The sequence below is a fragment of the Microlunatus sp. GCM10028923 genome, assembly GCF_042666975.1.
GTDB lineage: Bacteria > Actinomycetota > Actinomycetes > Propionibacteriales > Propionibacteriaceae > Microlunatus.
This window is the reverse complement of the sequence record NZ_JBHTFF010000002.1, coordinates 40,001-62,491: the sequence shown is the minus strand read 5'-3', so window position 1 is coordinate 62,491 and position 22,491 is coordinate 40,001. Positions and strand designations below refer to the sequence as shown.

Sequence of the window (22,491 nt, the reverse complement as noted above, 5' to 3'; positions counted from 1 at the left end):
TGCGTCCTCGATGCGATATCTGCTTCGCAAGATTGCGCTCTACCTGTTCATCGCGTGGTCCGCGATCACGCTCAACTTCCTGATCCCGCGGCTGATGCCGGGCGATCCGGTGGACCTGCTCACCGAACGGATCGAGGGCACCCTCGATCCGGCGGCGATGGAGGCGCTGCGTGAGGCGTACGGGCTGACCGAGACGAACCTGCTGTTGCAATACCGGGACTATCTGTTCGCCTTGTTCCGTGGCGATCTCGGCCTCTCGATCGGCTTCTACCCGGTGCCGGTGGCCAAGATCGTCGGCGACGCGATGCCGTGGACGATCGGGTTGATCGGGACGACGACGGTGATCAGCTTCCTGATCGGTACGTTGATCGGGGTCCTGCTGGCCTGGCGACGGGGCAGTTGGACCGATCACCTGCTGCCGGTGCTCACCTTCCTCAACGCGATCCCGTACTTCTGGCTGGCGTTGATCTTGGTGCTGGTGTTCGGGGTGACACTGGGCTGGTTCGAGATCGCCGGTGGCTACGACCCGGCGATCACGCCGGGCTGGACCGGCGAGTTCATCGGCTCGGTGCTCTACTACGCGGCGCTGCCGGCGATCACGATCGTGCTCGCGTCGTTCGCCGGCTGGGTGATGGGCATGCGCAACATGACCGTGACGATCCTCGGCGAGGACTACGTCACGCTGGCCGAGGCGAAGGGTCTGCCGAAGCGGATGGTGATGCTCGGGTACGCGGCCCGCAACGCGATCCTGCCCTCGGTCACCTCGTTCGCCCTGTCCCTCGGCGCGGTCGTCGGCGGCTCGATGCTGACCGAGGTGATCTTCAACTACCCCGGTGTCGGCTACGCCCTGTTCACCGCCGTGCAGAACCAGGACTTCCCGCTGATGCAGGGCATGTTCCTGGTGATCTCGTTCGCGGTGATCATCGCCAACCTGGCCGCCGACGTGGTCTACGTCTTCCTCGACCCGCGCACCCGGCAGGAGCAAGCATGACCGGACGCACGCGCCCTGAGCCCAACTCCACGCGCCCTGAGCCCAAATCCACGCGCCCTGAGCTTGTCGAAGGGCCAAGCCGGATCCGCACCGCCGTCGGTCGCCTCTGGCCGGAATCCGGCAAGGTCCGCGCCGGTCTGATCATCGCGATCTTCTTCGTCCTGTTCGCCGGGTTCGGCCCGCTGCTGGCCCAGTACTCGCCGGACGCAACCAGCCGTGACCTGCTCCAGCCGCCGTCGCCGCAGCACTGGCTCGGCACCACCCAGATCGGCGAGGACGTCTTCGCCCAGTTCGTCTACGGGGCCCGGGTCTCACTGGCCGTCGGCGTCTTCGCAGCGATCATCTCCAAGATCATCGCGGTGCTGATCGGCGTGATCGGCGGCTACGTCCGCGGTGTCACCGACGACCTGCTCTACATCCTCACCGCCGTGTTCCTGGTGATCCCGGGGATGCCGTTGCTGATCGTGCTCACCGGCTACCTGCCCAACCGCGGCATCCAGGCGGTGGCCGTGGTGATCGCGATCACCTCCTGGGCCGGCTCAGCACGGGTGCTCCGGGCCCAGACGATGTCCTTGCGCAACAGGGATTTCGTCGAGGCTGCCCGGGCGACCGGCGAGTCGCGCTGGCGGATCATCTTCACCGAGGTGATCCCCAACGAGCTGCCGTTGATCGCCTCCGGCTTCCTGTTCATGGTGATCGGCGGCGTGATGGCCGAGGCCGGCCTGTCCTTCCTCGGGCTCGGCTCGCTGACCACGGTGAGCTGGGGCTCGATGCTCTACTTCGCGCAGAGCTCGCAGGCCTTCCTGTACGGCGCCTGGTGGTGGTTCGTGCCGCCGGGTCTGGCCATCGCCCTGCTCGGCGCCGGCCTGGCCTTGATCAACTTCGGCATCGACGAGTACGCGAATCCGCGGCTCCGGACCGGCAAGCGGCGGGCCAGGGCGACGGTCGGTCGACGCGCCGCGGCGCTGGATCTGGCCGCGGGCAGTGCGCCGGCCGGTGCCGCGCCGGCGCTGACTGACCCGGTGGCGGACGGTGAGCCGGTGGTCGAGACCGCCCGGGAGGCGGACCGCCGCGAGTTCGCCGAGGCGAAGCCGGTGATCCGGGACCGGCCCGGCCGGGACGGCGCCCCGGTGATCGAGGTACGCGACCTGAGCGTCGACTACCCGACCGATCATGGTCTGGTGCACGCGGTCCAGGGCGTCTCGCTGACCCTGCACCGCGGCGAGATCCTCGGCCTGGCCGGCGAGTCCGGCAGCGGCAAGACGACCCTGACCAACACGGTGACCCGGCTGCTCCGGGCGCCGGCGCAGGTGGTCGGCGGCACCGTGACGTACCACCGCCGGCCCCAGACGGCCCGAACGTCCCCTGAGCTTGTCGAAGGGCGAGCCAGACGTGACGTGACCACCGCCATCGACGTGCTGGGCCTGTCCCAGCCGGAACTCCGGTCGCTGCGCTGGTCGGAGATCGCGATCGTGTTCCAGTCGGCGATGAACGCGCTGAATCCGGTCACCACGGTCCGGGCCCAGTTCGACGACGTGCTCCGGGTGCACCGGCCGCGGATGTCGCGGGCCGAGCGGACCGAGCTGGCCCAGCAGATGATGATCAAGGTCGGGATCGAGCCGGACCGGGTGCACAACTATCCGCACGAGCTGTCCGGCGGGATGAAGCAGCGGGTCGCGATCGCGCTCGCTCTGGTGCTCGATCCGGACGTGATCATCATGGACGAGCCGACCACGGCCCTCGACCTGCTGGTGCAGCGGGAGGTGCTGGACCAGATCATGGCGTTGCGGGACGAGTTCGGCTTCGCGATCATCTTCACCACCCACGACCTGGCCCTGCTGCTGGAGATCAGCGACTCGATCGCGATCATGCGAGCCGGGCGACTGGTCGAGTACGGCCCGTCCGTCGAGGTGTACGCCGAGCCGGGGCATCCGTACACCCGATCCCTGCTGACCTCGCTCGCCGATCTGGGGGCCCGCCTGTGACCGAGTACGTCCTCGAAGGCCGGAACCTGATCAAGGAATTCCGCCGAGCCGGCCGCCGGGTCGGATCCGCGGCCCGCTTCCGGGCGGTGAACGACGTCTCGGTCGGCCTCGTGCCCGGCCGGGTGACGGCACTGGTCGGCCAGAGCGGCTCCGGCAAGAGCACGGTGGCCCGCTTGATGGCGCAGCTGCAGCCGATCACGTCCGGCGAGATCCTGCTCGACGGGGAACCGGTGCGGGCGCTCGGCGGGAAGGCGTTCACCCGCTACTGCGGTTCCGTACAGATGATCTTGCAGGACCCGTTCGCCTCCTTGAACCCGCTGCACCGGATCAACCACGTGCTGGGCCGGGTGCTGAAGATCCACGGCAAGGCGTCGACCGCGGAGGAGATCCGGGAACGTTCGCTGGACCTGCTCCGCCGGGTGAACCTGGAGCCCGCCGACCGCTACCTTGATCGTTTCCCGCACGAACTGTCCGGCGGCGAGCGGCAGCGCGTCTCCTTCGCGCGGGCCCTGGCCGCCGAGCCCCGGGTGCTGCTCGCCGACGAGCCCGTGTCGATGCTGGACGTCAGCATCCGCAAGGAGATGCTCGACCTCCTCGACACCCTGCGCCGCGAGGAGAACCTGGCCATCCTCTACATCACCCACGACCTGGGCAGCGCCGAGGCCTACTCCGACGAGACCCTGGTCATGTACCACGGCGAGGTCGTCGAACGCGGCCCGAGCCGCCAGGTGATCGCCGACCCCCAACACGAGTACACCCAACGCCTCCTAGCCGCCGCCCCCGACCCCCGCCGCCGCCTCCCCACCCCCTAACCCCCCAAAAGACCCGCCGACCGGGCACAAAAGCAGGCGTTCTGGCGGCGTGTCGCTGCGGAGGTGCCGGGTCGACGAGGGGGTGGAGCGGGGCAGGCAGGGCGCTCCAACTGGCGGAAGGTGCCCGGCCCGCATCATCGACACCCGAGGTCCTACTTGGCCGTCGGGTGTGGGAGGGGTAGTTGCTGACGGGCCGTCGACCCAAGGCCCGCGTGGTGTTGGCGTGGGCCGGGCGGATTCCGCCGGAGACGCGATCAGGAAGCCAGCTTGGCGTTGTCCGTGGGAGGGCCGCCTGTTGTCGGGCACCGCCCCGGGCCTGCTGACCGTCGGGTTCGGAGGCGAGGTCTCGCCTGTGTTCGAGTGCTCGTGCCGGGGTCTCGCCCTGGCCTCGGACCCCGACCCGAGGCTCGCGGCCGCGCCGGCGGGCTGGTGAGCGTGTCGAAGTCGGGGGTCGCTTGCCGTTGGGCGTCAGACGGGGCGCGCCATATCTCTCCGGCGACTCGGGCCGAGGTCTCGCCTGTCTCCGGGCACTCGGCTTGAGGTCGGGCCAATCTTCGGGCATCCGGCTTGAGGTCGCGCCAATCCTCGGGCATCCGGCTCGAGGTTCGCGTCCTGCCAACCGCGACCGTTCCCCCATGCGCGATCGTCGTAGCGGTCGCGGTTCGGAGGAATGGTCGCGGCTGTGCTGGCGGACCGGTGAGCGTGCGGAATGGGGGCGGGCCGTTGGGTGTCGCGGGGCTCGCCTGCTCCGAAGACTCGGGGCGAGGTCTCGCCTGCTCCTGGGCATCCGATTCGAGGTCCTGCCGATCTCCGGGCGCCCGACCGAGGCCCGAAATCCTCGCAGCCGCGGCCGTTCCACCCGGCCGCGATCGTTGCAGCAGTCGCGGCTCGGAGGAATGGTCGCGGCTGCGCCAGAGGGTGGAGCGGTTGGGGGTGGATGCGCTTCTCGTTGAGTGTCGGAGGTGGGGCCGGTGGCGATCAGCTGAACTGACGGTGCACCCGGGGCTTCGCGCCGGGTTCGCAGAGGTCGCGCAGCCCGGTGACGTACGCGGTTCGGGAGGCGTCGTCGAGGCCCGCCCTGCTCCGGCGACTCGGGCCGAGATCTCGTCTGGCTCCGGGCATCCGAGTCGACGTCGGGCAATTCCCGGGGCATCCGAGTCGAGGTCGGGCCAATCTCCGGGCATCCGGCTAGAGGCCCTGCGCCTGTCTCCGGGCACCTCCCCGAGGTCCGCACCTTCCGCAGCCGCGACCGCTCGACCCAGCCGCGACCGCTCGACCCAGCCGCGACCGCTCGACCCAGCCGCGACCGCTCGACCCAGCCGCGACCGCTCGACCCAGCCGCGATCGCTCCACCCAGCCGCGACCGTTGCAGCGGTCGCGGCTCGGAGGAATGGTCGCGGTTGCGCTGGTGGGGCCGGTGAGCGTGTCGAGGTGGGGCGAGCCGGGTGCGGTGGGCAGGTGGCGCAGCGATCGTCGGGGGTGGTCGGAAGTGACGATGTGGGCGGGCGCCACGGGATGGGTGCCCGTTAGGGAGTCGCGGAAGGGGAGGGGATTTGGCGAGGCGCACCACCGGGTTCCCCGCGGCATCGAACGCGGTGGCGCTGCCTCGAGGTCGATCATGCCGGGACTCGGGTTAGCTGCGGGTTACCTGGAGTGGACGAATTCCCCGGACTTGTCCGAAGTCGCAGTTGCCGCCCCGAAGCCGAGCCGCACCAAACTCGTACCGGAGCAGTCTCTTCGCCGCGTTGGCAACGGTTCGCCTCTCGGAATCGGTGTCGCTGAATCCGTCCGAAAGCAGCCCAGCCGAAGATCTTGCGGTCCGGCTTCATACGCGCTCTCTCGGCTCACACCGAGTGGACGCTTTGACCGTTCTGCCGGCCTCGCTGGCGGTCTTAGCGTCCACTCGATGAAGCCTGATCGCGGGCGACCGAAGATTCTCCGGTTACGGCATGCAGCTAAAGTCCGCGATCCGCTCGCCGCGGCCGGCTCGGTTGATCGCGCTCGCCGACGAGCCACCGTGGGACTCAGCCCGCTGGTCGACGGGATCGTGGTCATGATCGCCGCTCGCTCGTCGAGCCGCGCCTGGTCGAGCGATCCTGCCCGCCAACCGGTGCGACCGGCCAATGAACGTGATGGGCCCGATCCAGTACGGCCAGCTCGACCGGGTCCGACAGCGCTCCCCGGCCGGAACCGTCGCCGCACACCTCCTGCCGATGCTCAGCGGAACAGGCCGACCCGACCGCACGGAGCCCGAACTGGCCAAGCCGGCGGGCAACTGGGCGGTGCCCATCCCCGGAGTCACGCTCCCCCAGACCGCCAACCGGCATGACTGGGCGGGGGTGAATATTGACCCAGGGCGCGGGTCGCGCTTAGCCTCGAGGTCAGAAACCACTTTCTCGACGGGGAGGAACGATGGCCGGATTGACCAGGCGCGGGCTGCTCGGGCTGGCGGGCGGCGCGGCCGTGGCCGGGCTCGCCGGCTGCGGGCGGAACAGTGGGGCGCCGGCCGCCGACGGGTCGGCGTCGTTGATCTTCGCGTGGTGGGGCAATGATCTGCGCAACGCCCAGACGGGACAGGCCGTCGAGCTCTACCTTCGGCAGCATCCGGGGCTGGCGGTCGAGCAGCAGCCGGCGGAGTTCTCGGCCTACTGGGAGCGGCTGGCCACCCAGACCGCCGGCAACGACGCGCCGGACCTGATCCAGATGGCCGACGGGTTTGTGGGCGACTACGGATCCAAGGGTGCGCTGCTCGACCTGGCCGACCTTGTCGACGTGACGAAGTTCGGTCCGGGAACGCTGGACTCGGGGCGGGTCGACGGGAAGCTGGTCGGGATCAACGCGGGCATCAACACGCCGGTGATCATGGCCCGACCGGACGTCCTCGAGCAGGCCAAGATCGAACTTCCGGACGACCAGACCTGGACCTGGGACGAGTATCGCGAACTGGCCGCCGAGGTCACCGCGAAGTCGCGGGACGGGATCTTCGGCACCGCCAGTCCCTTTGGTGACAAGGCGATGCAGGCCTGGCTGCGGCAGCACGGCGCTGACCTGTTCACGCCGGAAGGGCGGCTCGCCTTCACCGCGACCGATCTGGAGTCCTACTTCGCGCTCATGATCGACTTCATGAAGGCGAAGGCGATCCCGCCGGCCGAAGTGGTGATCGAGGACGGCAGCAAGTCCCTGGAGCAGTCCACCCTGGTCGAGGGCCGGACCGCGTTCATGATCAGTTGGTCGAACCAGCTCGCGGCCACGACCAAGGCCGCCGGGAGCGAGATCGCGATGCTGCGGTTGCCGAGCGTGACCGGGAAGGCGGCCGACCTCAAGGCCTGGTACCACCCGTCGATGATGTGGTCCGCCTCCAGCCGGACCAAGCATCCCGAGGAGGTGGCGGCCTTGATCGACTGGTGGGTCAACAGCGTCGAGTGCGCCTCGATCTGCCTGGACGAGCGAGGCTATCCGGCGAACACGGAGGTGGCCGCGGCGATCGAGTCGAAGCTGACCCCGGAGGGGCGCCGGGTCGCCGAGTTCATCGCCGACCTGGAGTCGGCCCTCGGGGGCACGCCGCCGTCTCCGCCACCGGGTGGTGGCACCATCCTGGGCGACGTCCTGGCCCGGGCCCACTCCGACGTGCTGTTCGGGAAGATCTCCGGCCAGGAGGCGGCGGCCCGGTTCGCGACCGAGTCGGAGGGCGCCCTCGGCTGATCGCTCGACCCTTGACGGCTCCCGTACGATAGCCTCAGGAAAACGGTTTCTCAGATCGAGGGTTCTCAAAGTCGAGGAGTTTCCGATGAGCGTACTGAGCCGGCGCGGGATGCTGGGGGCGATGGCCGGACTGGCGGGCCTCGGCCTGGTCGGCTGCGGGCGGTCCGGCACGGCCGGGCCGGGTGGCGGATCGGTCCGGTTCGCCTGGTGGGGCAATGACTATCTGAATCGGCAGACCCAGGCCGTGATCGACCTGTTCACCAGCCGGCACCCGGACATCCCGGTTGCGCCGGAGCCGGGTGAGTGGGGCAGCTACTGGGACAAGCTGGCCACGATGACCGCCGCGAACGACGCGCCGGACGTGATCAACATGGACCAGAAGTACATTGCCGAGTACGGCGAGCGCGGTGCCCTGATGAATCTCCGCGAGGCGACCGGCCTCGAGCTCGGCACGATCGATGATCAGGCCCTGGCCGCCGGCAGCTACACCGACAAGCTGTACGGCATCAGCACCGGCCAGAACGCGTACACGGTGGTGGCGAATCCCCGGCTCTTCGCCGACGCCGGACTGGAACTGCCGGACGACAAGACCTGGACCTGGGACGACTACCGCGAGGCCGCGACCAAGATCGGCCAGGAGTCCGGCGGCAAGATCATCGGCACCGCGTACGGGATCAACGAGGCCTACTTGATCATCTGGCTTCGGCAGCACGGCGAACAGCTCTACACACCGGACGGCAAGCTCGGCTACCGGCCGGAGACCTTGATCAACTTCTTCGCGGAACTGCTCGCCTTGATGGAGGCCGGCGCGGGCCCGGCGGCCGAGCACTACGTCGAGGAGGCCGACGCCTCTCTGGAACAGTCCGCGTTCGGCACCAACCGGGCCGCGATGACCTGGTACTGGACCAATCAGCTCGGCTCGCTGGAGGGCACCAGCGGCTCCGACCTGGTCCAACTCCGCCCGCCCAGCCGGACCGGCCAGGCGGCCGACAACGGCCTCTACTACAAGCCGAGCATGTTCTGGTCGCTGTCCGCGCGGACCGAACGGCGGGACCAGGCGATCACCTTCCTCAACTTCCTGGTCAACGACCCGGACGCGGCGAAGACGTTGCTGGTGGACCGGGGCGCGCCGATCAACCGGGCCACCAGGCCGGCCGTCGAGCAGGCGCTGCGTCCGGTCGACCTGAGGTCGTTGCAGTTCCTGGACGCCCTCGCCGGCGAGATCAAGGACGCGCCGCCGGTGCCACCGGTCGGCGCGAGCGACGTACAGAACGTCCTCAAGCGGTACGTCTCCGACGTCTTCTTCACCAAGCTCAGCCCGGAGCAGGCCGCGGAAAAGTTCACGACGGAAGTGCAGGGGATGCTTGATGCGGGTTGACGAACCGGGGGCCGACCCGGCCCTGTCGGTGCTGGACCGTTCGCTGGACCGGGAGGCGGTCTCGGCGCAGCAGCGGCTGGAGTTCCTTCGCGAGCTGACCACGCCCTTCCTCCGGATGCGGACCGACACCGAACCGAAGATCATCGAGCAGGTGGCCTGCGACGGCTACCGGCGGGACCGGATCGAGCTGGAACTCCTGTCCGGCATGCGATTCCGGGCCTACGTCCTGGTACCGGACCAGGTCGCTGCGCCGGCGCCGGCGGTGCTCGCCGTGCACGGCCACGGGTACGGCAGCCGGCAGATCACCGGCCTGCTGCCGGACGGCGGTCCGGACCCCGATGATCTTGACGGGCACCACCATTTTGCCGTCGCGCTGGCCCGCCGTGGCCTCCTGGTCATGGCACCGGACGTGGTGGGCTTCGGCGAGCGACGCAGCCGGGCCGACCGCGGCTACGACACCGACGCGGGCAACTCCTGCTACCGGCTGGCCAGCACGTTGCTCATGCAGGGCGCCACCCTGGCCGGGCTGCGGGTCGTCGAACTGCTCGGTGTCCTTGATCAACTCGCGGCCCGGGACGACGTCGACCCGGACCGGATCGGCATCGTCGGGCACTCCGGCGGCTCCATGCTGTCCATGATCGTCGCGGCGCTCGACGAGCGGGTCCGGGCGAGCGTGCTGTGCGGCTACCCGAACACGTTCGCCGACTCGATCCGCTCGGTCCGGCACTGCCTGTGCAACTACCTGCCGGGGGTTCTGACACTGGCCGAGCAGCCCGACCTGCTGGAGTTGATCATGCCCCGCCGGCTGTTCCTGGAGTCCGGCGAGCGGGACCCGATCTTCCCCCGGGCCGGCTTCGAGCGGGCAGCGGCCAAGCTGGCCGAGGGCTACGCGGCCGCCGGAGTCGCGGACCGGTTCGGCACCGACCTGCACCCGGGCGGTCATGAGGTGAGCGGCTGGCAGTCCTTCGCCTGGCTGGAACGGGCCCTCACGGACTGACGGCTTCCCGCGTTCCCAGCGCGGGTGCCGATTCGCGGATGATCAGACTCGGCGTGTACAGCACGGTGGAATGCCGGTGGGCGACGGGACCGGGCGCGGTCTCCTCGAGCAACATCCGCATCGCCGCCCGGCCGAGCTCGTACTTCGGTTGTTCGACGGTGGTCAGCCCGATGATCCCGTGGGTGGCGGGCTCGAGGTCGCCGTAGCCGACGATGGCGAGGTCGTCGGGCACCCGCACGCCACGATCATGGAGACCGAGCGCAAGGCCCGCCCCCAGTAGATCGTTGATGCAGAAGACTGCGTCCGGCAACGGACCTTCGGCCAGCCGCCGGCCCAGTTCGCGGCCCTCGTCGAACGACATGTCGACCACCTCGTACTCGATCATGGAATCGGGATCGCGGTGGTGCTTCTCGAAGGCCAGGCGGGCGCCGGTTCGTCGGTTCGTGCACTGGGTGACGGTGGCCGGGCCGTTGATCATGGCGATCGACGAACGCCCCGTGGACAGCAGGTGATCGACCGCGATCCGGCCGCCTTGGACGTCGTCGATCGCCACGGCGCATCCTTCGGTGGTCGACGCCAGCCGGTCGACCAGGACGAGCCGTGAGCCGACGGCGCGCAACCGGCGAAGCCGGCTCTGATCAGCGGTGATCGGAACGATCAGCGCACCGGCGGCGCGTTGCTCGGCGAGCATGCGCAACTGCCGTGCCTCGCGTTCCGGGTCGTCGCCGGTGACGCACACCGCGACGGTGAACCCCGAGGTGTCGGCGGCGTCGGCCACTCCGCGCGCGATCTCGGCGTAGAAGGGGTTGGCGATGTCGGGGATCACCAGCCCGACCAGCCGGCTGAGGCCCTGGCGCAGGGTCGCCGCGGCGCGATTGGGGACGAAACCCAGCTCCTCGATCGAGGCCAGCACCTTGGCCTTGGTCTTGGCGGTGACAATTTCAGGACGATTCAAAACATTGGAGACCGTGGCGGTGGAAACCCCGGCATGGCGAGCAACCTCATCGAGCCCCAGCTTCGTCCTTTCGGCCACCCGAACCACTCCCGTCGACTGATGGTGCAGTGCGCCGATCGTCGACCGGCCATCATGGGCGGCGCTTCGCCCCTTCTGCCGCAAACCCTAGCTCACAAGGAGTCTCGGCAGGTTGGTCGGAGAGCAATTCGGCGCCCAGCGCGCGGTCTTCGCCTAACCGGACGGCCGGGATTCCACGGAATAACCGGTGCTCCGACGGGGTCCCCCTTGACGTCCGGGCGTCGGCCTGCTTCGATCTGAATCGATACAAATTCTGCCCCGGCGGTGCTGGGGACGGCCAGCGATCGGTTGTAAAGGAGCAACGATGCCGCGACATCACCAGCAGGTTCCGGTTGCGCTCACCCGAAGGGCCGTCTTGGGCGGAGGTCTCGGGTTGGCGGCCACGGTCGCGCTCTCGGGCTGCGTCGACGCCGTCCAGGGCGGCGGCGGAGGCGGCGAGATCGACCACAGTGTGCTGAACCTGGCGCTGGCGGGGGAACCGGGTTCCTGGAATCCGGCGATGCTGACCAGTGCGGGCGACGTGCGCTGGCGGTGGATGGCGGTGTACGACACGCTGCTCCGGGCCGAGCCCGGCGGCAAGGTGGTGCCCGGCGCGGCGGAGTCGTACGACTTCAGCGAGGATGCCAAGACCCTCACCATGAAGCTGCGGTCCGGGATGAAGTTCTCCGACGGCAACCCGGTGGACTCCGCGGCGGTGAAGGCCTCGATCGTCAACATGCAGAACGGCGGCGGCACCGACGCCAGCCGGGTGGCCGGCCTCACCATCGAGACGCCCGACGACCTGACCGTGATCTTGAAGTCACCGGAGCCCAGGGGTCAGCTCCCGGTGTTCATGTCGTTCTCGACCGGCGTCGTGGCGAGTCCCGCCGCCCTGAAGTCGAAGGACGTCGACAACACCCCGGTCAGCTCCGGACCGTACGTGCTCGATGTCGCCAACACCACCAGCGGATCGGTCTACACGTTCAACAAGCGCCCCGACCACTGGGAAGCCGATCGCTACCCGTACCAGAAGCTGGTCCTCACGGTGATGACCGATCTCAACGCGCGGGTCAACGCGCTGCGGGCCGGCCAGGTCAGCGGCGCCAGCATCGACCGGGAGGTCGCGGCCGAGGCGGAGGCGTCCGGGATCAAGGTGACCAAGCGGGTCAACAGCTGGCTCGGTCTCTACATCATGGATCGCAACGGCAAGCGCACCAAGGCGCTGGGTGACAAGCGGGTCCGGCAGGCGATGAACATGGTCTTCAACCGGGACGACATTGCCACCGGCCTCTATCAGGGTGAGGCGACCCCGACCACACAGATCTTCAACCCGGAGACCCCGGCCTACCTCAAGGAACTCGACGGCCGGTATCCGTACGACGTGGAGAAGGCCAAGCAGCTGATGGCCGACGCCGGGTACGCCGACGGCTTCAGCCTGACCATCCCGGCCCAGTCGCCGGACACCGACCAGGCGAATCCGTTGATCATCCAGCAGCTCGGACTGCTGAACATCAAGGTGACCGAGAAGCCGCTGTCGGGACCGACGGCGATCAACGACATCCTGAGCGGAAAGTTCGACGTCCTGTACGCCTGGATCGGGATGGCGGATCCGCTGTTCGACACCGTGCAGTCGCTGGTGCCGGACGCGGTCTGGAACACCAGCAAGGCCACGGATCCGCGGCTGAGTGAGATGGTCACCAAGGCCGAGGTGCTCACCGGTGCGGAGGCGGACGCGAACTTCCAGGAGATCAACCGGTTCTGCGTCGAGGAGGCCTGGTTCGTGCCGTGGGTGAACGCGAAGTTCTATTTCGGTCTCGATCGGGAGGATCGGATCAGCGGCAACACGGACTACTTCCAGACCACCCCGCTGCTCTGGGACTTCCAGTGATCCCGAGCTGTCGTCGCTCGGATCCGTTCGCCGGGTGATCAGCATCCGATGATCAGATTCGCACTGAACCGGCTGGCTTCGGCGCTGCTGCTGTTCGTGGTGGTCAGCTTCGTCAGCTATGCCATGGTCTTCAGCAACGGGCCGGCGATCGCGCGGGCGATCCTTGGTCCCGACGCGGGCCAGGACCAGGTCGCGGCCAAGGTGGTCGAGCTGCAGCTCGACCAGCCGGTGATCACGCAGTACGGGCAGTGGCTGCTGGCGTTGGTGACCCGCGGTGATCTTGGTCGGAGCTTCTACACCCAGGACTCGGTGAGCTGGCTGCTGGCCTCCCGGATCCCGGTCACCCTGTCCGTGATGATCGTGGTGATGCTCGGTACGGCGCTGATCAGTGTGCTGATCGGCGTGGTCGCCGCAGTGCGCGGTGGCTGGGTGGACCGGGTGTTGCAGTTCTTCGCCGTGCTCGGCGCGGCGGTGCCGCAGTTCGTCGTCGCGATCGGCCTGATCATCGCCTTCGCGATCACCGTGCGCTGGTTCCCGCCGACCGGCTACGTCTCGTTGCTCAAGAATCCGGCCGGGTGGATGGCGAGCCTGGCTTTGCCGTGGACCGCGGTCCTGATCGGGTCGGCGGCCAGTGCGGCCCAGCAGTTCCGCGGAGCGGTGGCCGACGTGCTGCGGCAGGACTTCGTCCGTACGCTGCGGACCCGGGGCATCTCCGAGCGGGCGATCATCTTCCGGCACGTGCTGCGCAACGCGGCGGCTCCGGGCCTGACCATCCTCGGCCTGCAGATCGTCGGGATGATGGGCGGTGCAGTGATCATCGAGCAGGTGTTCGCCCTGCCCGGCGTCGGCAACCTGACGGTCGCGAACTCGCTGCGGTCCGACGTGCCGGTCGTGATGGGGTGCGTGTTCTTCTCCATCGTCGTTGTCGTCGTGGTGAACTTCCTCGCCGATCTGCTGATGGCCTGGGTCAATCCGAAGGCGAGGGTGCGATGACCGCGGGACCCGTCGTCGAACCGGCGGACGTGATCACGACCGGCCGGCGTCCGTCCGTGCTGCGGGCCCTGCTCGGCGAACCGGTCGGCCTGGTCTGCACGGTCTTCCTGGTGCTGGTGGTGCTGACCGGCCTGCTGGCGCCCCTGATCGCGCCGTTCGATCCGAACCTGACCCAGATCGGGCTGACCAACGCGCCACCCTTCAGCGGCGACTACCTGCTCGGCGGCGACGCCGCCGGCCGGGACACCTTGTCGCGGCTGCTCTGGGCCACCCGCTCGACCATGATCGCGTGCCTGGTGGTGCTGGTCAGCTCCGTTGCGGTCGGGGTCACCAGCGGCCTGCTGGCCGGCTTCTACCGGGGCCGGGTCGAGATCGTCGCCAACTGGCTCTCCGACACGATCATCGCGCTGCCCGGAATGATCTTGCTGATCGCGCTGTACGCCGTGATCGGAACCTCGACCACGATCGCGATGGCCGTGTTCGGGCTGATGATCGCTCCCACCTACTACCGGCTCGTTCGCGGCGTGGTGGCCCAGGTGCGCTCGGAGCTGTTCGTCGACGCCGCCTACGTCGCCGGCCTGTCCGACGCCCGGATCATCTTCAAGCACGTGCTCGGCGCGGTCCGTCCGCCGGTGATCATCCAGAGTTCGTTCGTGCTGGCCGCCGGCATCGGAATCCAGGCCGGGTTGGCGTTCCTCGGGTTGGGGGATCCCAAGGAGGCGTCGTGGGGCGGGATGTTGCAGCTGGCGTTCCGCAACATCTACATCAACCGATCGGCCGTCGCCTGGCCCGCCGTGGTGATCACGATCACGGTGCTCGCTCTGGTGCTGCTGGGGAACGCCCTCCGCGACGCGATGCAGCAGGGCACCCGCAACGCGGAACTGAGCCGGCGCACTCGGCGGCGCCTCGAGCTGAGCGTCCCGGTCGAGCACCCTGACCGGCCGGCGCCGGACCCGGTCGTCGACACCGAGCCCGAGCTGCTGACCGTACGGGGCCTGCGGATCGGCTACCCGGGCAGTGACGGCGCGATCTCCGAAGTCGTCCACGGCATCGACCTGTCGGTGCGGCGCGGCGAGATCCGCGGTCTGGTCGGCGAGTCGGGTTCGGGCAAGTCGCAGACCGTGTTCGCGATCCTGGACATCCTGCCGCGGGAGGCGGTCGTGCTCGGCGGCAGCGTGCAGGTGGGGGACACCGAGATCCTGCGCCGCCCGGCGCTGAAGGCGATGCGGGGACGCCGGATCGCGTACGTGCCGCAGGAGCCGATGACGAACCTCGACCCGACGATGACGGTCGGCCAACAGCTGACATACGGGTTGCGGGCGGTGCGGCCGATCAGCAACCGCCAGGCCCGCACCGAGCTGCTCGAGTTGCTCGGCTCGGTCGGGATCCGCGATCCCCAGCGGGTGTTCGACAGCTATCCGCACCAGATCTCGGGCGGCATGGCGCAGCGGGTGTTGATCACCGGGGCGGTGGCGTCCGACCCGGACCTGATCTTGGCCGACGAGCCGACCACGGCACTCGACGTGACCGTGCAGGCCGACGTGCTGGAGATCCTCCGGGAGCTGCGTGATCAGCGCGGACTCGGGATGATCCTGGTCACCCACAACCTCGGCGTGGTGGCCGACCTCTGCGACACCGTCAGCGTGATGCGCTCGGGCGAGATCGTCGAGTCGGCCGACTGCCGGACCCTGTTCGCGTCGCCCCAGCACGAGTACACGAAGGTGTTGATCGCCGCGGCCGAACAAGGTGATCACGTTGCCTGATCAACTTCTCGAGATCAGCGACCTGCACGTGCACTTTCCCCAGCCGGGCCTGCGCCGGAAGCCGGTCCAGGTGATCAACGGTGTCTCGCTCAGCATCAAGCGCGGCGAAACGGTCAGCCTGGTCGGGGAGTCCGGATCGGGCAAGACCACCATCGGTCGTGCGGTGCTCGGGCTCGCCCCGGTCACCGCCGGCACGATCACCTTCGACGGCCAAACGATCAGCAACCTGCCCCGCCGGCAGCGTCGCCCGCTGACCCGCGGTATTCAGGTGATCTTCCAGGACCCGTACTCGTCCCTGAATCCGGCGATGACGATCGAGGACATCCTGGTCGAACCGCTGCGGGCCCGGGGCATGCTGGGCGTCGATGGTGTGAAGGGCGGCCGGACGAAGGTCCGGGACCTGCTCGACGCCGTCCACCTGCCCGCGGACGCCGGGTCGCGGTACTCACGGGAGTTCTCGGGCGGGCAACGGCAGCGGATCGCGATCGCGCGGGCGCTGGCCCTGGACCCGACCTTGATCGTCTGCGACGAGCCCACCAGCGCGCTCGACATGACCACCCAGGATCGGGTGCTGACGCTGCTGAGCGAGATCCAGCAGCGCACCGGGGTCTCGTACCTCTTCATCAGCCACGATCTCGCCGTGGTCCACCGGATGAGCGATCGGGTCGCCGTGTTGTTGCGAGGAGAGATCGTCGAGACCGGTCCGGCCGACGTGATCATCAACCGTCCCGAGCACCCGTATACCCAGCGGTTGCAGATGGCCACCCCCGTACCCGATCCGGTACGCCAGCAGCGGCGGCGCGAAGATCGCCGTACCTTGCTTGACGCGCAGTCACACGAATCGTCAGAGTCCGCCTGACGCCGTCCGGAAGGACCAACGTCCCATGCCCTCCCGTCAGTTGCTGGACCGGTTCACCGACCCCGATCGATCGTTCGCGCCGATCCCCCTGTGGTGGTGGAGCGGTGATCAGGTCACCGACGAGCGCATCGACTGGCAGCTCGATCAGTTCGCCGCCGGCGGTGTCCAACACCTGGTGATCATCAATCTGGCTCCGCGCGGCCCGATCGTCGGCGGGTATGCCGACGACCCGGCCTGGTTCTCGGAAGCCTGGTGGGATCGCTTCGAGCACACCTGCGAGTCGGCGGCGAGCCGGGGCATGAAGCTCTGGTTCTATGATCAACTCGGCTTTCCGGGGTCGGGCAACAACATCCGCGGCAGCCTGGCCCTCGACAACCCCTGGATCGCCGGGCGCAAACTGGTCCGCACCGACCTGGGCCAGCTCGATCCCGAGGTGATCACGGACCTCGACGACGAGACCTTCGTCGGCGCGTACGACCATGACGGCAACCGCTACGGCCTCGGTGACCTGGCCGACCTGCGACGCCGCGGCACCAAGGTCGAACTGATCACCAGCCAGCGCACCTCGCTGGACTATCTGAACCCGGACGCAGCGCGGCTGCTGTTCGACTACGTCCACGGTGAGTTCGAACGTCGGGTTCCGCAGCACCTCGGGACGGTGATCGTCGGCAGCTTCCAGGACGAACTGCCGCCGGTGAACACCTGGACGCCGCGGTTCGCCGAACACTTCGCCGAGCTCAAGGGCTACGACCTGATCAAGGAACTGCCGGCGCTGTTCACCGGCGACGACGACCGGTCGGCCAAGATCAGGACCGACTACTACGAGGTACGGACCGCGCTGGCCGAGCAGGCCTTCTTCCGGCCGTTGGGCGAATGGCATGACCGGTACGGCATGCTGCTCGGCGCCGACCAGTCACACCCCGCGCGGTCGGGGTGGCCCACGCAGTCGACCCAGCTCTACTCCGACTACTTCCGAACCCATCGCTGGTACAACGCCGTCGGCTCCGATCACAACGGGGACGCCAAGGTGCACAGTTCGATGGCGCACCTGTACGGCCATGATCGGGTCTGGATGGAGTCCTTCCATTCCAGCGGCTGGGGCGGCACGCTCGAGGAGACCTACGACTGGTTGATCCCGTTCGTCGGGTCCGGCGCCGACCTGTACAACCCGCACGCGAGCTACTTCGGCACCTTCGGAGGGTGGTTCGAGTGGGCACCGCCGTCGACCGACTGGCGGCAACCGTACTGGGCGCACTATCCGGAGTTCGCCACCGCGGTCGCCCGGCTGTGCTCGGTCGCCAACTGGGGCAGCTACGTCGCCGAGGTCGCGCTGCTGCATCCGGCCACCGTGAGCCAGGCCCTGACCACGCTGGACACGACCATGAGCACGTCCAGCGAGGGCATCGGCCTGCTGGGTGAGGACTATCCCGAGGTGGACCGCGCCCAGCAGCTCTACATCGAGCTGGCCGGCGAAGGGAACTGGTTCAACCCGAAACGTGGGGCGCTCGACTCCGCAGGGGTGCCGTTCGACGTGATCGACGACGCCTCGATCCAGGCGGCGGAGCTCGATGCCGACGCACTGGCCGTACGGGATCAGCGTTACCGGACGGTGCTGCTGCCGGCGGCCACCGTCCTCGAACCGGGAACGGTGGCCGCGCTCACCGAGCTCCTGGACGCCGGCGGCACGGTGATCAGCATCGCCGCGGCACCACGCCTGGCCAGCGGGCTCGCGACCGACGAGGCGCTGATCACGCGGTTGGCCGAGCATCCGAGGCTGACCCGGGTCGACTCCATCGACGCGGCGATCGCGGTGATCAACCAGAACCGTCGCTGGCCGCACAGCGACGTGCCGCTGCTGACCAAACGGGTCGGCGATCAGTACGTGACGCTGGTACCCGCGGCTTGGCCGAGTGCCACCGAGCACATCGAAGGCGTCGGACTGCGTACGGTCAAGAAGTTCGATCGGGGCCGGTACGCCGAGCGACGGACACTCACCGTGCCGGGCCCGGTCACCGACGTGGAGTTCTGGGACCCCGCGACCGGCGAACGCCGACCCGGAACGGCCCGGCCGACCGAGGCCGGCGGGCACCGGATCGACGTCGAACTCGCCGGTGCGCCGGCCCTGTTCGTGACCTGGCAGGCGACCGAGCCCGCTGCTGGAGTTGATCATGAACCAGCCGGTGATCATCAGCGCCGCATCGTGCAGGAGCTCACCGAGTGGACCGGCGAACTGATTCCCACCCTCGACAACCGGTGGGGTGATCTGGCGCGACCGGCGGGCGCCGCACTGGACCGGCTGCAGATCTGGGCGTTGGACTGGGCCGAGACCACAGACCCCGCCGCACCCCGGGCCGAGGACTGGACCCCCGCCCGGGTGACGTTCGGCCAATGGCTTCGCACGGTCGGCCCGGTGCCGAGTGATCAACTTCCCGAGCCGCTCGCCGCCGGCGATGCCGAGGCCGTCCGGACCGGCCGGCAACCGCTCGGCGCCGACCCCTGGCAGCGGTACGAGTACTCGGCATCGCGCGGCCGGGACCGGGATGCCGGAGAGCTGGGCAACAAGGGGCTGGTCTATGAGGAGTTCGTCCGGACGCCGCAGCCGGCGGCCGGCGAGTCCGTCCAGATCCGAGCCCTGATCTCCGACGCCGCCCCGGGTCCGGTGGACCTGGTGATCGGGGCGGCCGCCACGAAGCGGGTGTGGTGGAACGGTCGGGAGGTGGCGACCGACGAGCGGGCGTACCACGCGATCGCCAGGGTCGAGGTGCAGCCGGGGGCCAACGTGCTGGAGTACCGGCTCGAGGCCATCGAGCGACCGAAGAAGGGCGCCGCCGAACTCGGGTCGTTCGTCGGGCTGGCCGAGCCCGGCGGCTTCGCCGTCCCCGCGCAGGTGGTCAGCTACGGACCGATCGAGGAACCGGCCGTCCTGACTTATCGCGCCGAGTTCTCCTGCCCGGAAGGCCTCCGGTCCGCGCACCTGATCACCGGATCGCACGCGACCATGACCGTACGCCTCGACGGGAAGGTCGCGGCGGTGCAGGTCCGCAACGAGCTGTACGAGGACCTGATCGGCGACGAGCCACGCTACTTCTCGCACGACGTCACCGAGCTGCTCGGTTCCGGTGATCATGAACTCGAGCTGGAGGTGGAGGCCTTTGCCGGCGCCGAGTTCGCCTACGCCGACCTGGCTCTGCGCACCGGGACGTCCGGGCAAGAGGTGATCACCACCGTCGCGACCGACGGATCCTGGACGGTGCACGGCCCCGACGGTGAGCGGCCGGCCACGATCCTGCCCCGGCACTGGGGCGAGACCGCGTCGCTGCGCGCGGCCCGGCGCCCACACCCGCTGCCCGAGGCGAACTGGATGCGCGGCGAGGCCGAAGTGGGATCCGAGTTCCACCGGCTCGCGCTCACCGATGACCTGACCCCGGCGCTGCAGTGGTACCGGATCGTGCTGCCGTCGGGCGCCGTCGCGGTGACGTTGCCGACCGCTGTCGAGCCGGAGTCGATCATGCTCGACGACGCTTCCGTACGGTGGCGGCGAACCGCCGAGGGACTCTCCCTCGGCGAGCCGCTGCAGCGCGCCCAGACCTTGATCATCCGACTTCCGGCGCGCGCCTTCGATCGGGCCGGCGCCGCATGGCGCGGTCCGCTGCAGGTGACGACCGCCGTGGCACCGCTCAGCTTGGCCGACTGGTGTGAGATCGGGCTGGCCGCCTGGAGTGGTGGCGTCGAGTACCGCAGCACGGTTCGCGGCGAGGACCTGGAGGGTGCCCTGGAACTTGATCTTGGTCATCTCCGCGGCACGGTCGAGGTCGAGATCGACGGCGAGCTGGTCGGCACGCGGTTCTGCGGGCCGTACCGGTTCGCGCTGGGCCGTCGCCCGGTCCCGTTCGACCTGACCGTACGCGTCTACAACACGCTGGGTCCGTTCCTGCACGAATCGACGCCGACCATGTGGGTGCTCCCGGGGCAGCGCGAGTCCGGCCTGATCGGTCCGGTGCGGCTGGTCCGGGTGGGGTGACGGCGACCGGTTCCCGCGAACCCTGCGAGGGGTGGAGCCGTCGTCTACGCTCGGGCCATGGATGGCTTCGTGATCAATCGTGAGGACGGCCGCGCCGACGGCGAGGACTGGGAACAGAACTACGAGGAACTGCCGGGCAACGCCAGCATCTCGATCATTCTGGAGTCGACGACGAAGGAGGGCACCGGGCCGCGGCTGCACAAGCACCCGTACGCCGAGACCTTCATCATCCGGCGCGGCTCGGCCACGTTCACCATCGGCGACGAGCAGGTGGTCGGCACGGCGGGGCAGGTGCTGGTGGTGCCGGCCGACACCCCGCACAAGTTCCGTACCGGGCCGCAGGGCTACGAGGCGGTGCACATCCACGCGGGCAGCAAGTTCGAGACCGAGTGGCTCGAGTGATCACTCGACCTTGATCGCCACCGAGTGATAGCCGGTCGCGCCGTCCGGTGCGGGCGGGGCGGCGGACTCGATCTGCGTGGTTCCGTCGGCGGCGACGGCGCGGACGGTGATCGTGTGATCACCGGGACTGGCGGCCCAGGGGTACGACCACTGGCGCCAGGTGTCCGGGCCCGTGACGTCGGCGAGTTGGGCCTGCTGCCAGGCGTCGTCGTCGATCTTGACCTCGACGCTGCCGATGCCGGTGTGCTGGGACCAGGCGACGCCGGCGACCATGATCGTGCCGGCCGCGACGCCGCGGCGCGGGGTGTCGATCCGTGACGCGAGTTTGACCGGACCGAGGGCGGACCAGCCGAGCGGTGTCCAGTAGCCGGCGTCCTCCTCGAAGGTGGTGACCTTGAGTTCGACCACCCACTTGGTCGCCGAGACGTAGCCGTACAGGCCCGGCACGACCATCCGGACCGGGAAGCCGTGCTCGAAGGGCAGCGGTTCGCCGTTCATGCCGACCGCGAGCAGGGACTGCCGGCCCGGGTCGGTGAGCACCTCCAGCGGAGTGCCCGCGGTGAAGCCGTCCTGGCTGCGGGACAGCACCATGTCGGCGCCGCGCAGCGGCCGGGCCTCGGCCAGCACCTCGCGGATCGGCCAGCCCAGCCAGGTCGCGTTGCCGATCAGGGAACCGCCGACCTCGTTGGAGACACAGCAGAGCGTGATCTGGTGCTCGACCAGCGGCTTGTTGATCAACTGGTCGAAGCTGAGGGTGATCTCCCGCTCCACCATGCCGATGACCCGGAGCTCCCAGGTCGCCGGGTCGACCTGCGGCACCTGCAGGGCGGTGTCGATCCGGTAGAAGTCCTCGTTCGGTGTGACGTACGGGGACAGTCCGGGCACCCCGAGCTCGGCGCCGGGCGGCACCGGATCGGCCGGGCGGGCCGGAACCGGGAGCCGGACCCGTTGTCTGGCCTCGGTGACGGCCTGCAGCGCGCCCCCGATGGCCTGTCCGGCCAGGGTTCCGGCGGCACCGAGGCCCGCCACCAGGGCGGCAAGGCCGAGCACCCGCCGCCGACCGGCGGGGTCCACCGGCGCGTCCGGGCGCAGATGCCCGACCAGGCTTCTCATGATCAGGTACGCGATCGTGCTGCCGATGATCATGGGAACGAACGCCAGCCAGCCGCCCGGCTCCCCGGCCTGGATCGCCAGCAGGGCCAGGACGGTGAGGACGAGGACCGGCGCGACTCCCGCCCAGCGCAGCCGGCGTTCGACCAGCCCGGCCACCGCGGCGACGGCCAGGCTGACCAGGGCGATGATGATGATCAGGATCGGCTTGTCGGCGGTGCCCAGGACGTCCTTGCCGAAGTTGATCATGGGGGCGGGCAGGCCGGCGATCACCGCGTCACCGACGGCGACCAGCGGCGAGCCGGCCGGTGCCAGCACGGCGGCCCCGAACTCGGCGACGCCGAGGCCGAGCAGTCCGGTGGCGGCACCGATCAGGGCGGCCCGGCCGCTCAGTCCTCCGCGCTCGGAGCCGGCGGTGTGGGCCCCGCGCGTCGGCTCGTCGCCGTCCGGCGGCGTGCCGCGACCCGGCTGGTCGAGCGCGCCGGGTCCTGGTGGGGCTGTCGTCACCCTTCCATGGTGCGCCCGCCCGGTCGGCAGGACAACGCCGGGCGGCGTACCGTCAGAGTTTGACAATATCT

14 protein-coding genes are annotated in these 22,491 nt (G+C 69.2%); 12 read left to right on the top strand and 2 right to left on the bottom strand.

Features of this window, described 5'->3' with window-relative positions; genetic code table 11:
- Positions 1–10: 10 nt before the first annotated feature.
- From ACFQU4_RS04445 to ACFQU4_RS04420, 6 genes are all read left to right on the top strand, one after another.
- A complete protein-coding gene (locus ACFQU4_RS04445) occupies positions 11–991 on the top strand; it encodes an ABC transporter permease (protein WP_377487463.1) in 981 nt (326 codons plus the stop codon).
- Positions 988–2,976, top strand: a complete 1,989-nt coding sequence (locus ACFQU4_RS04440; RefSeq protein ID WP_377487461.1) for a dipeptide/oligopeptide/nickel ABC transporter permease/ATP-binding protein — start codon at positions 988–990, stop codon at positions 2,974–2,976. The genes ACFQU4_RS04445 and ACFQU4_RS04440 overlap by 4 nt, the downstream gene beginning before the upstream one ends.
- On the top strand, positions 2,973–3,788 hold the full coding sequence (locus ACFQU4_RS04435) for an ABC transporter ATP-binding protein (protein ID WP_377487459.1): 816 nt from the start codon (positions 2,973–2,975) through the stop codon (positions 3,786–3,788). The genes ACFQU4_RS04440 and ACFQU4_RS04435 overlap by 4 nt, the downstream gene beginning before the upstream one ends.
- A 2,412-nt stretch (positions 3,789–6,200) precedes the next feature.
- On the top strand, positions 6,201–7,490 hold the full coding sequence (locus ACFQU4_RS04430; RefSeq protein ID WP_377487457.1) for an ABC transporter substrate-binding protein: 1,290 nt from the start codon (positions 6,201–6,203) through the stop codon (positions 7,488–7,490).
- An 85-nt stretch (positions 7,491–7,575) separates the two neighbouring features.
- Positions 7,576–8,868 (top strand): ABC transporter substrate-binding protein, encoded by a 1,293-nt coding sequence (locus ACFQU4_RS04425; RefSeq protein ID WP_377487455.1) that lies wholly within the window; start codon positions 7,576–7,578, stop codon positions 8,866–8,868.
- Positions 8,858–9,865 (top strand): dienelactone hydrolase family protein, encoded by a 1,008-nt coding sequence (locus ACFQU4_RS04420; protein WP_377487453.1) that lies wholly within the window; start codon positions 8,858–8,860, stop codon positions 9,863–9,865. Before ACFQU4_RS04425 ends, ACFQU4_RS04420 begins: the two co-directional genes overlap by 11 nt.
- Here the strand turns inward: ACFQU4_RS04420 and ACFQU4_RS04415 are convergent.
- Positions 9,855–10,898 carry a LacI family DNA-binding transcriptional regulator gene (locus tag ACFQU4_RS04415; protein WP_377487451.1) on the bottom strand — a complete coding sequence of 348 codons (1,044 nt, stop codon included), beginning with the start codon at positions 10,896–10,898 and terminating at the stop codon, positions 9,855–9,857. The genes ACFQU4_RS04420 and ACFQU4_RS04415 overlap by 11 nt on opposite strands.
- A gap of 373 nt (positions 10,899–11,271) precedes the next feature.
- Here ACFQU4_RS04415 and ACFQU4_RS04410 point away from each other — a divergent pair, with 373 nt between their 5' ends.
- From ACFQU4_RS04410 to ACFQU4_RS04385, 6 genes are read left to right on the top strand one after another with little or no spacing between them, the layout of a single operon-like run.
- On the top strand, positions 11,272–12,765 hold the full coding sequence (locus ACFQU4_RS04410) for an ABC transporter substrate-binding protein (RefSeq protein ID WP_377487449.1): 1,494 nt from the start codon (positions 11,272–11,274) through the stop codon (positions 12,763–12,765).
- 48 nt (positions 12,766–12,813) lie between these two features.
- Positions 12,814–13,758 (top strand): ABC transporter permease, encoded by a 945-nt coding sequence (locus tag ACFQU4_RS04405; protein ID WP_377487447.1) that lies wholly within the window; start codon positions 12,814–12,816, stop codon positions 13,756–13,758.
- Complete coding sequence (locus tag ACFQU4_RS04400; protein WP_377487445.1) at positions 13,755–15,521, top strand: dipeptide/oligopeptide/nickel ABC transporter permease/ATP-binding protein; 1,767 nt, start codon at positions 13,755–13,757, stop codon at positions 15,519–15,521. The genes ACFQU4_RS04405 and ACFQU4_RS04400 overlap by 4 nt, the downstream gene beginning before the upstream one ends.
- The gene (locus ACFQU4_RS04395; protein WP_377487443.1) at positions 15,514–16,380 is read left to right on the top strand and encodes an ATP-binding cassette domain-containing protein; all 867 of its coding nucleotides are present in this window, start codon (positions 15,514–15,516) and stop codon (positions 16,378–16,380) included. Before ACFQU4_RS04400 ends, ACFQU4_RS04395 begins: the two co-directional genes overlap by 8 nt.
- Positions 16,381–16,405: 25 nt before the next feature.
- Positions 16,406–20,401 (top strand): hypothetical protein, encoded by a 3,996-nt coding sequence (locus ACFQU4_RS04390; RefSeq protein WP_377487441.1) that lies wholly within the window; start codon positions 16,406–16,408, stop codon positions 20,399–20,401.
- Positions 20,402–20,458: 57 nt separating this feature from the next.
- Positions 20,459–20,803, top strand: coding sequence for a cupin domain-containing protein (locus ACFQU4_RS04385; RefSeq protein WP_377487439.1), 345 nt, complete (start codon positions 20,459–20,461; stop codon positions 20,801–20,803).
- Here the strand turns inward: ACFQU4_RS04385 and ACFQU4_RS04380 are convergent, their stop codons facing one another.
- Positions 20,804–22,420 carry a molybdopterin-dependent oxidoreductase gene (locus ACFQU4_RS04380; RefSeq protein ID WP_377487437.1) on the bottom strand — a complete coding sequence of 539 codons (1,617 nt, stop codon included), beginning with the start codon at positions 22,418–22,420 and terminating at the stop codon, positions 20,804–20,806.
- Positions 22,421–22,491: the final 71 nt, after the last annotated feature.

Excerpts from the sequence above, each read along its gene's own strand:
- ACFQU4_RS04390 (WP_377487441.1), top strand. The coding sequence starts at position 16,406 with ATGCCCTCCCGTCAGTTGCTGGACCGGTTCACCGACCCCGATCGATCG.
- ACFQU4_RS04445 (WP_377487463.1), top strand. The coding sequence starts at position 11 with ATGCGATATCTGCTTCGCAAGATTGCGCTCTACCTGTTCATCGCGTGG.
- ACFQU4_RS04440 (WP_377487461.1), top strand. The coding sequence starts at position 988 with ATGACCGGACGCACGCGCCCTGAGCCCAACTCCACGCGCCCTGAGCCC.
- ACFQU4_RS04425 (WP_377487455.1), top strand. The coding sequence starts at position 7,576 with ATGAGCGTACTGAGCCGGCGCGGGATGCTGGGGGCGATGGCCGGACTG.
- ACFQU4_RS04405 (WP_377487447.1), top strand. The coding sequence starts at position 12,814 with ATGATCAGATTCGCACTGAACCGGCTGGCTTCGGCGCTGCTGCTGTTC.
- ACFQU4_RS04420 (WP_377487453.1), top strand. The coding sequence starts at position 8,858 with ATGCGGGTTGACGAACCGGGGGCCGACCCGGCCCTGTCGGTGCTGGAC.
- ACFQU4_RS04385 (WP_377487439.1), top strand. The coding sequence starts at position 20,459 with ATGGATGGCTTCGTGATCAATCGTGAGGACGGCCGCGCCGACGGCGAG.
- ACFQU4_RS04430 (WP_377487457.1), top strand. The coding sequence starts at position 6,201 with ATGGCCGGATTGACCAGGCGCGGGCTGCTCGGGCTGGCGGGCGGCGCG.
- ACFQU4_RS04400 (WP_377487445.1), top strand. The coding sequence starts at position 13,755 with ATGACCGCGGGACCCGTCGTCGAACCGGCGGACGTGATCACGACCGGC.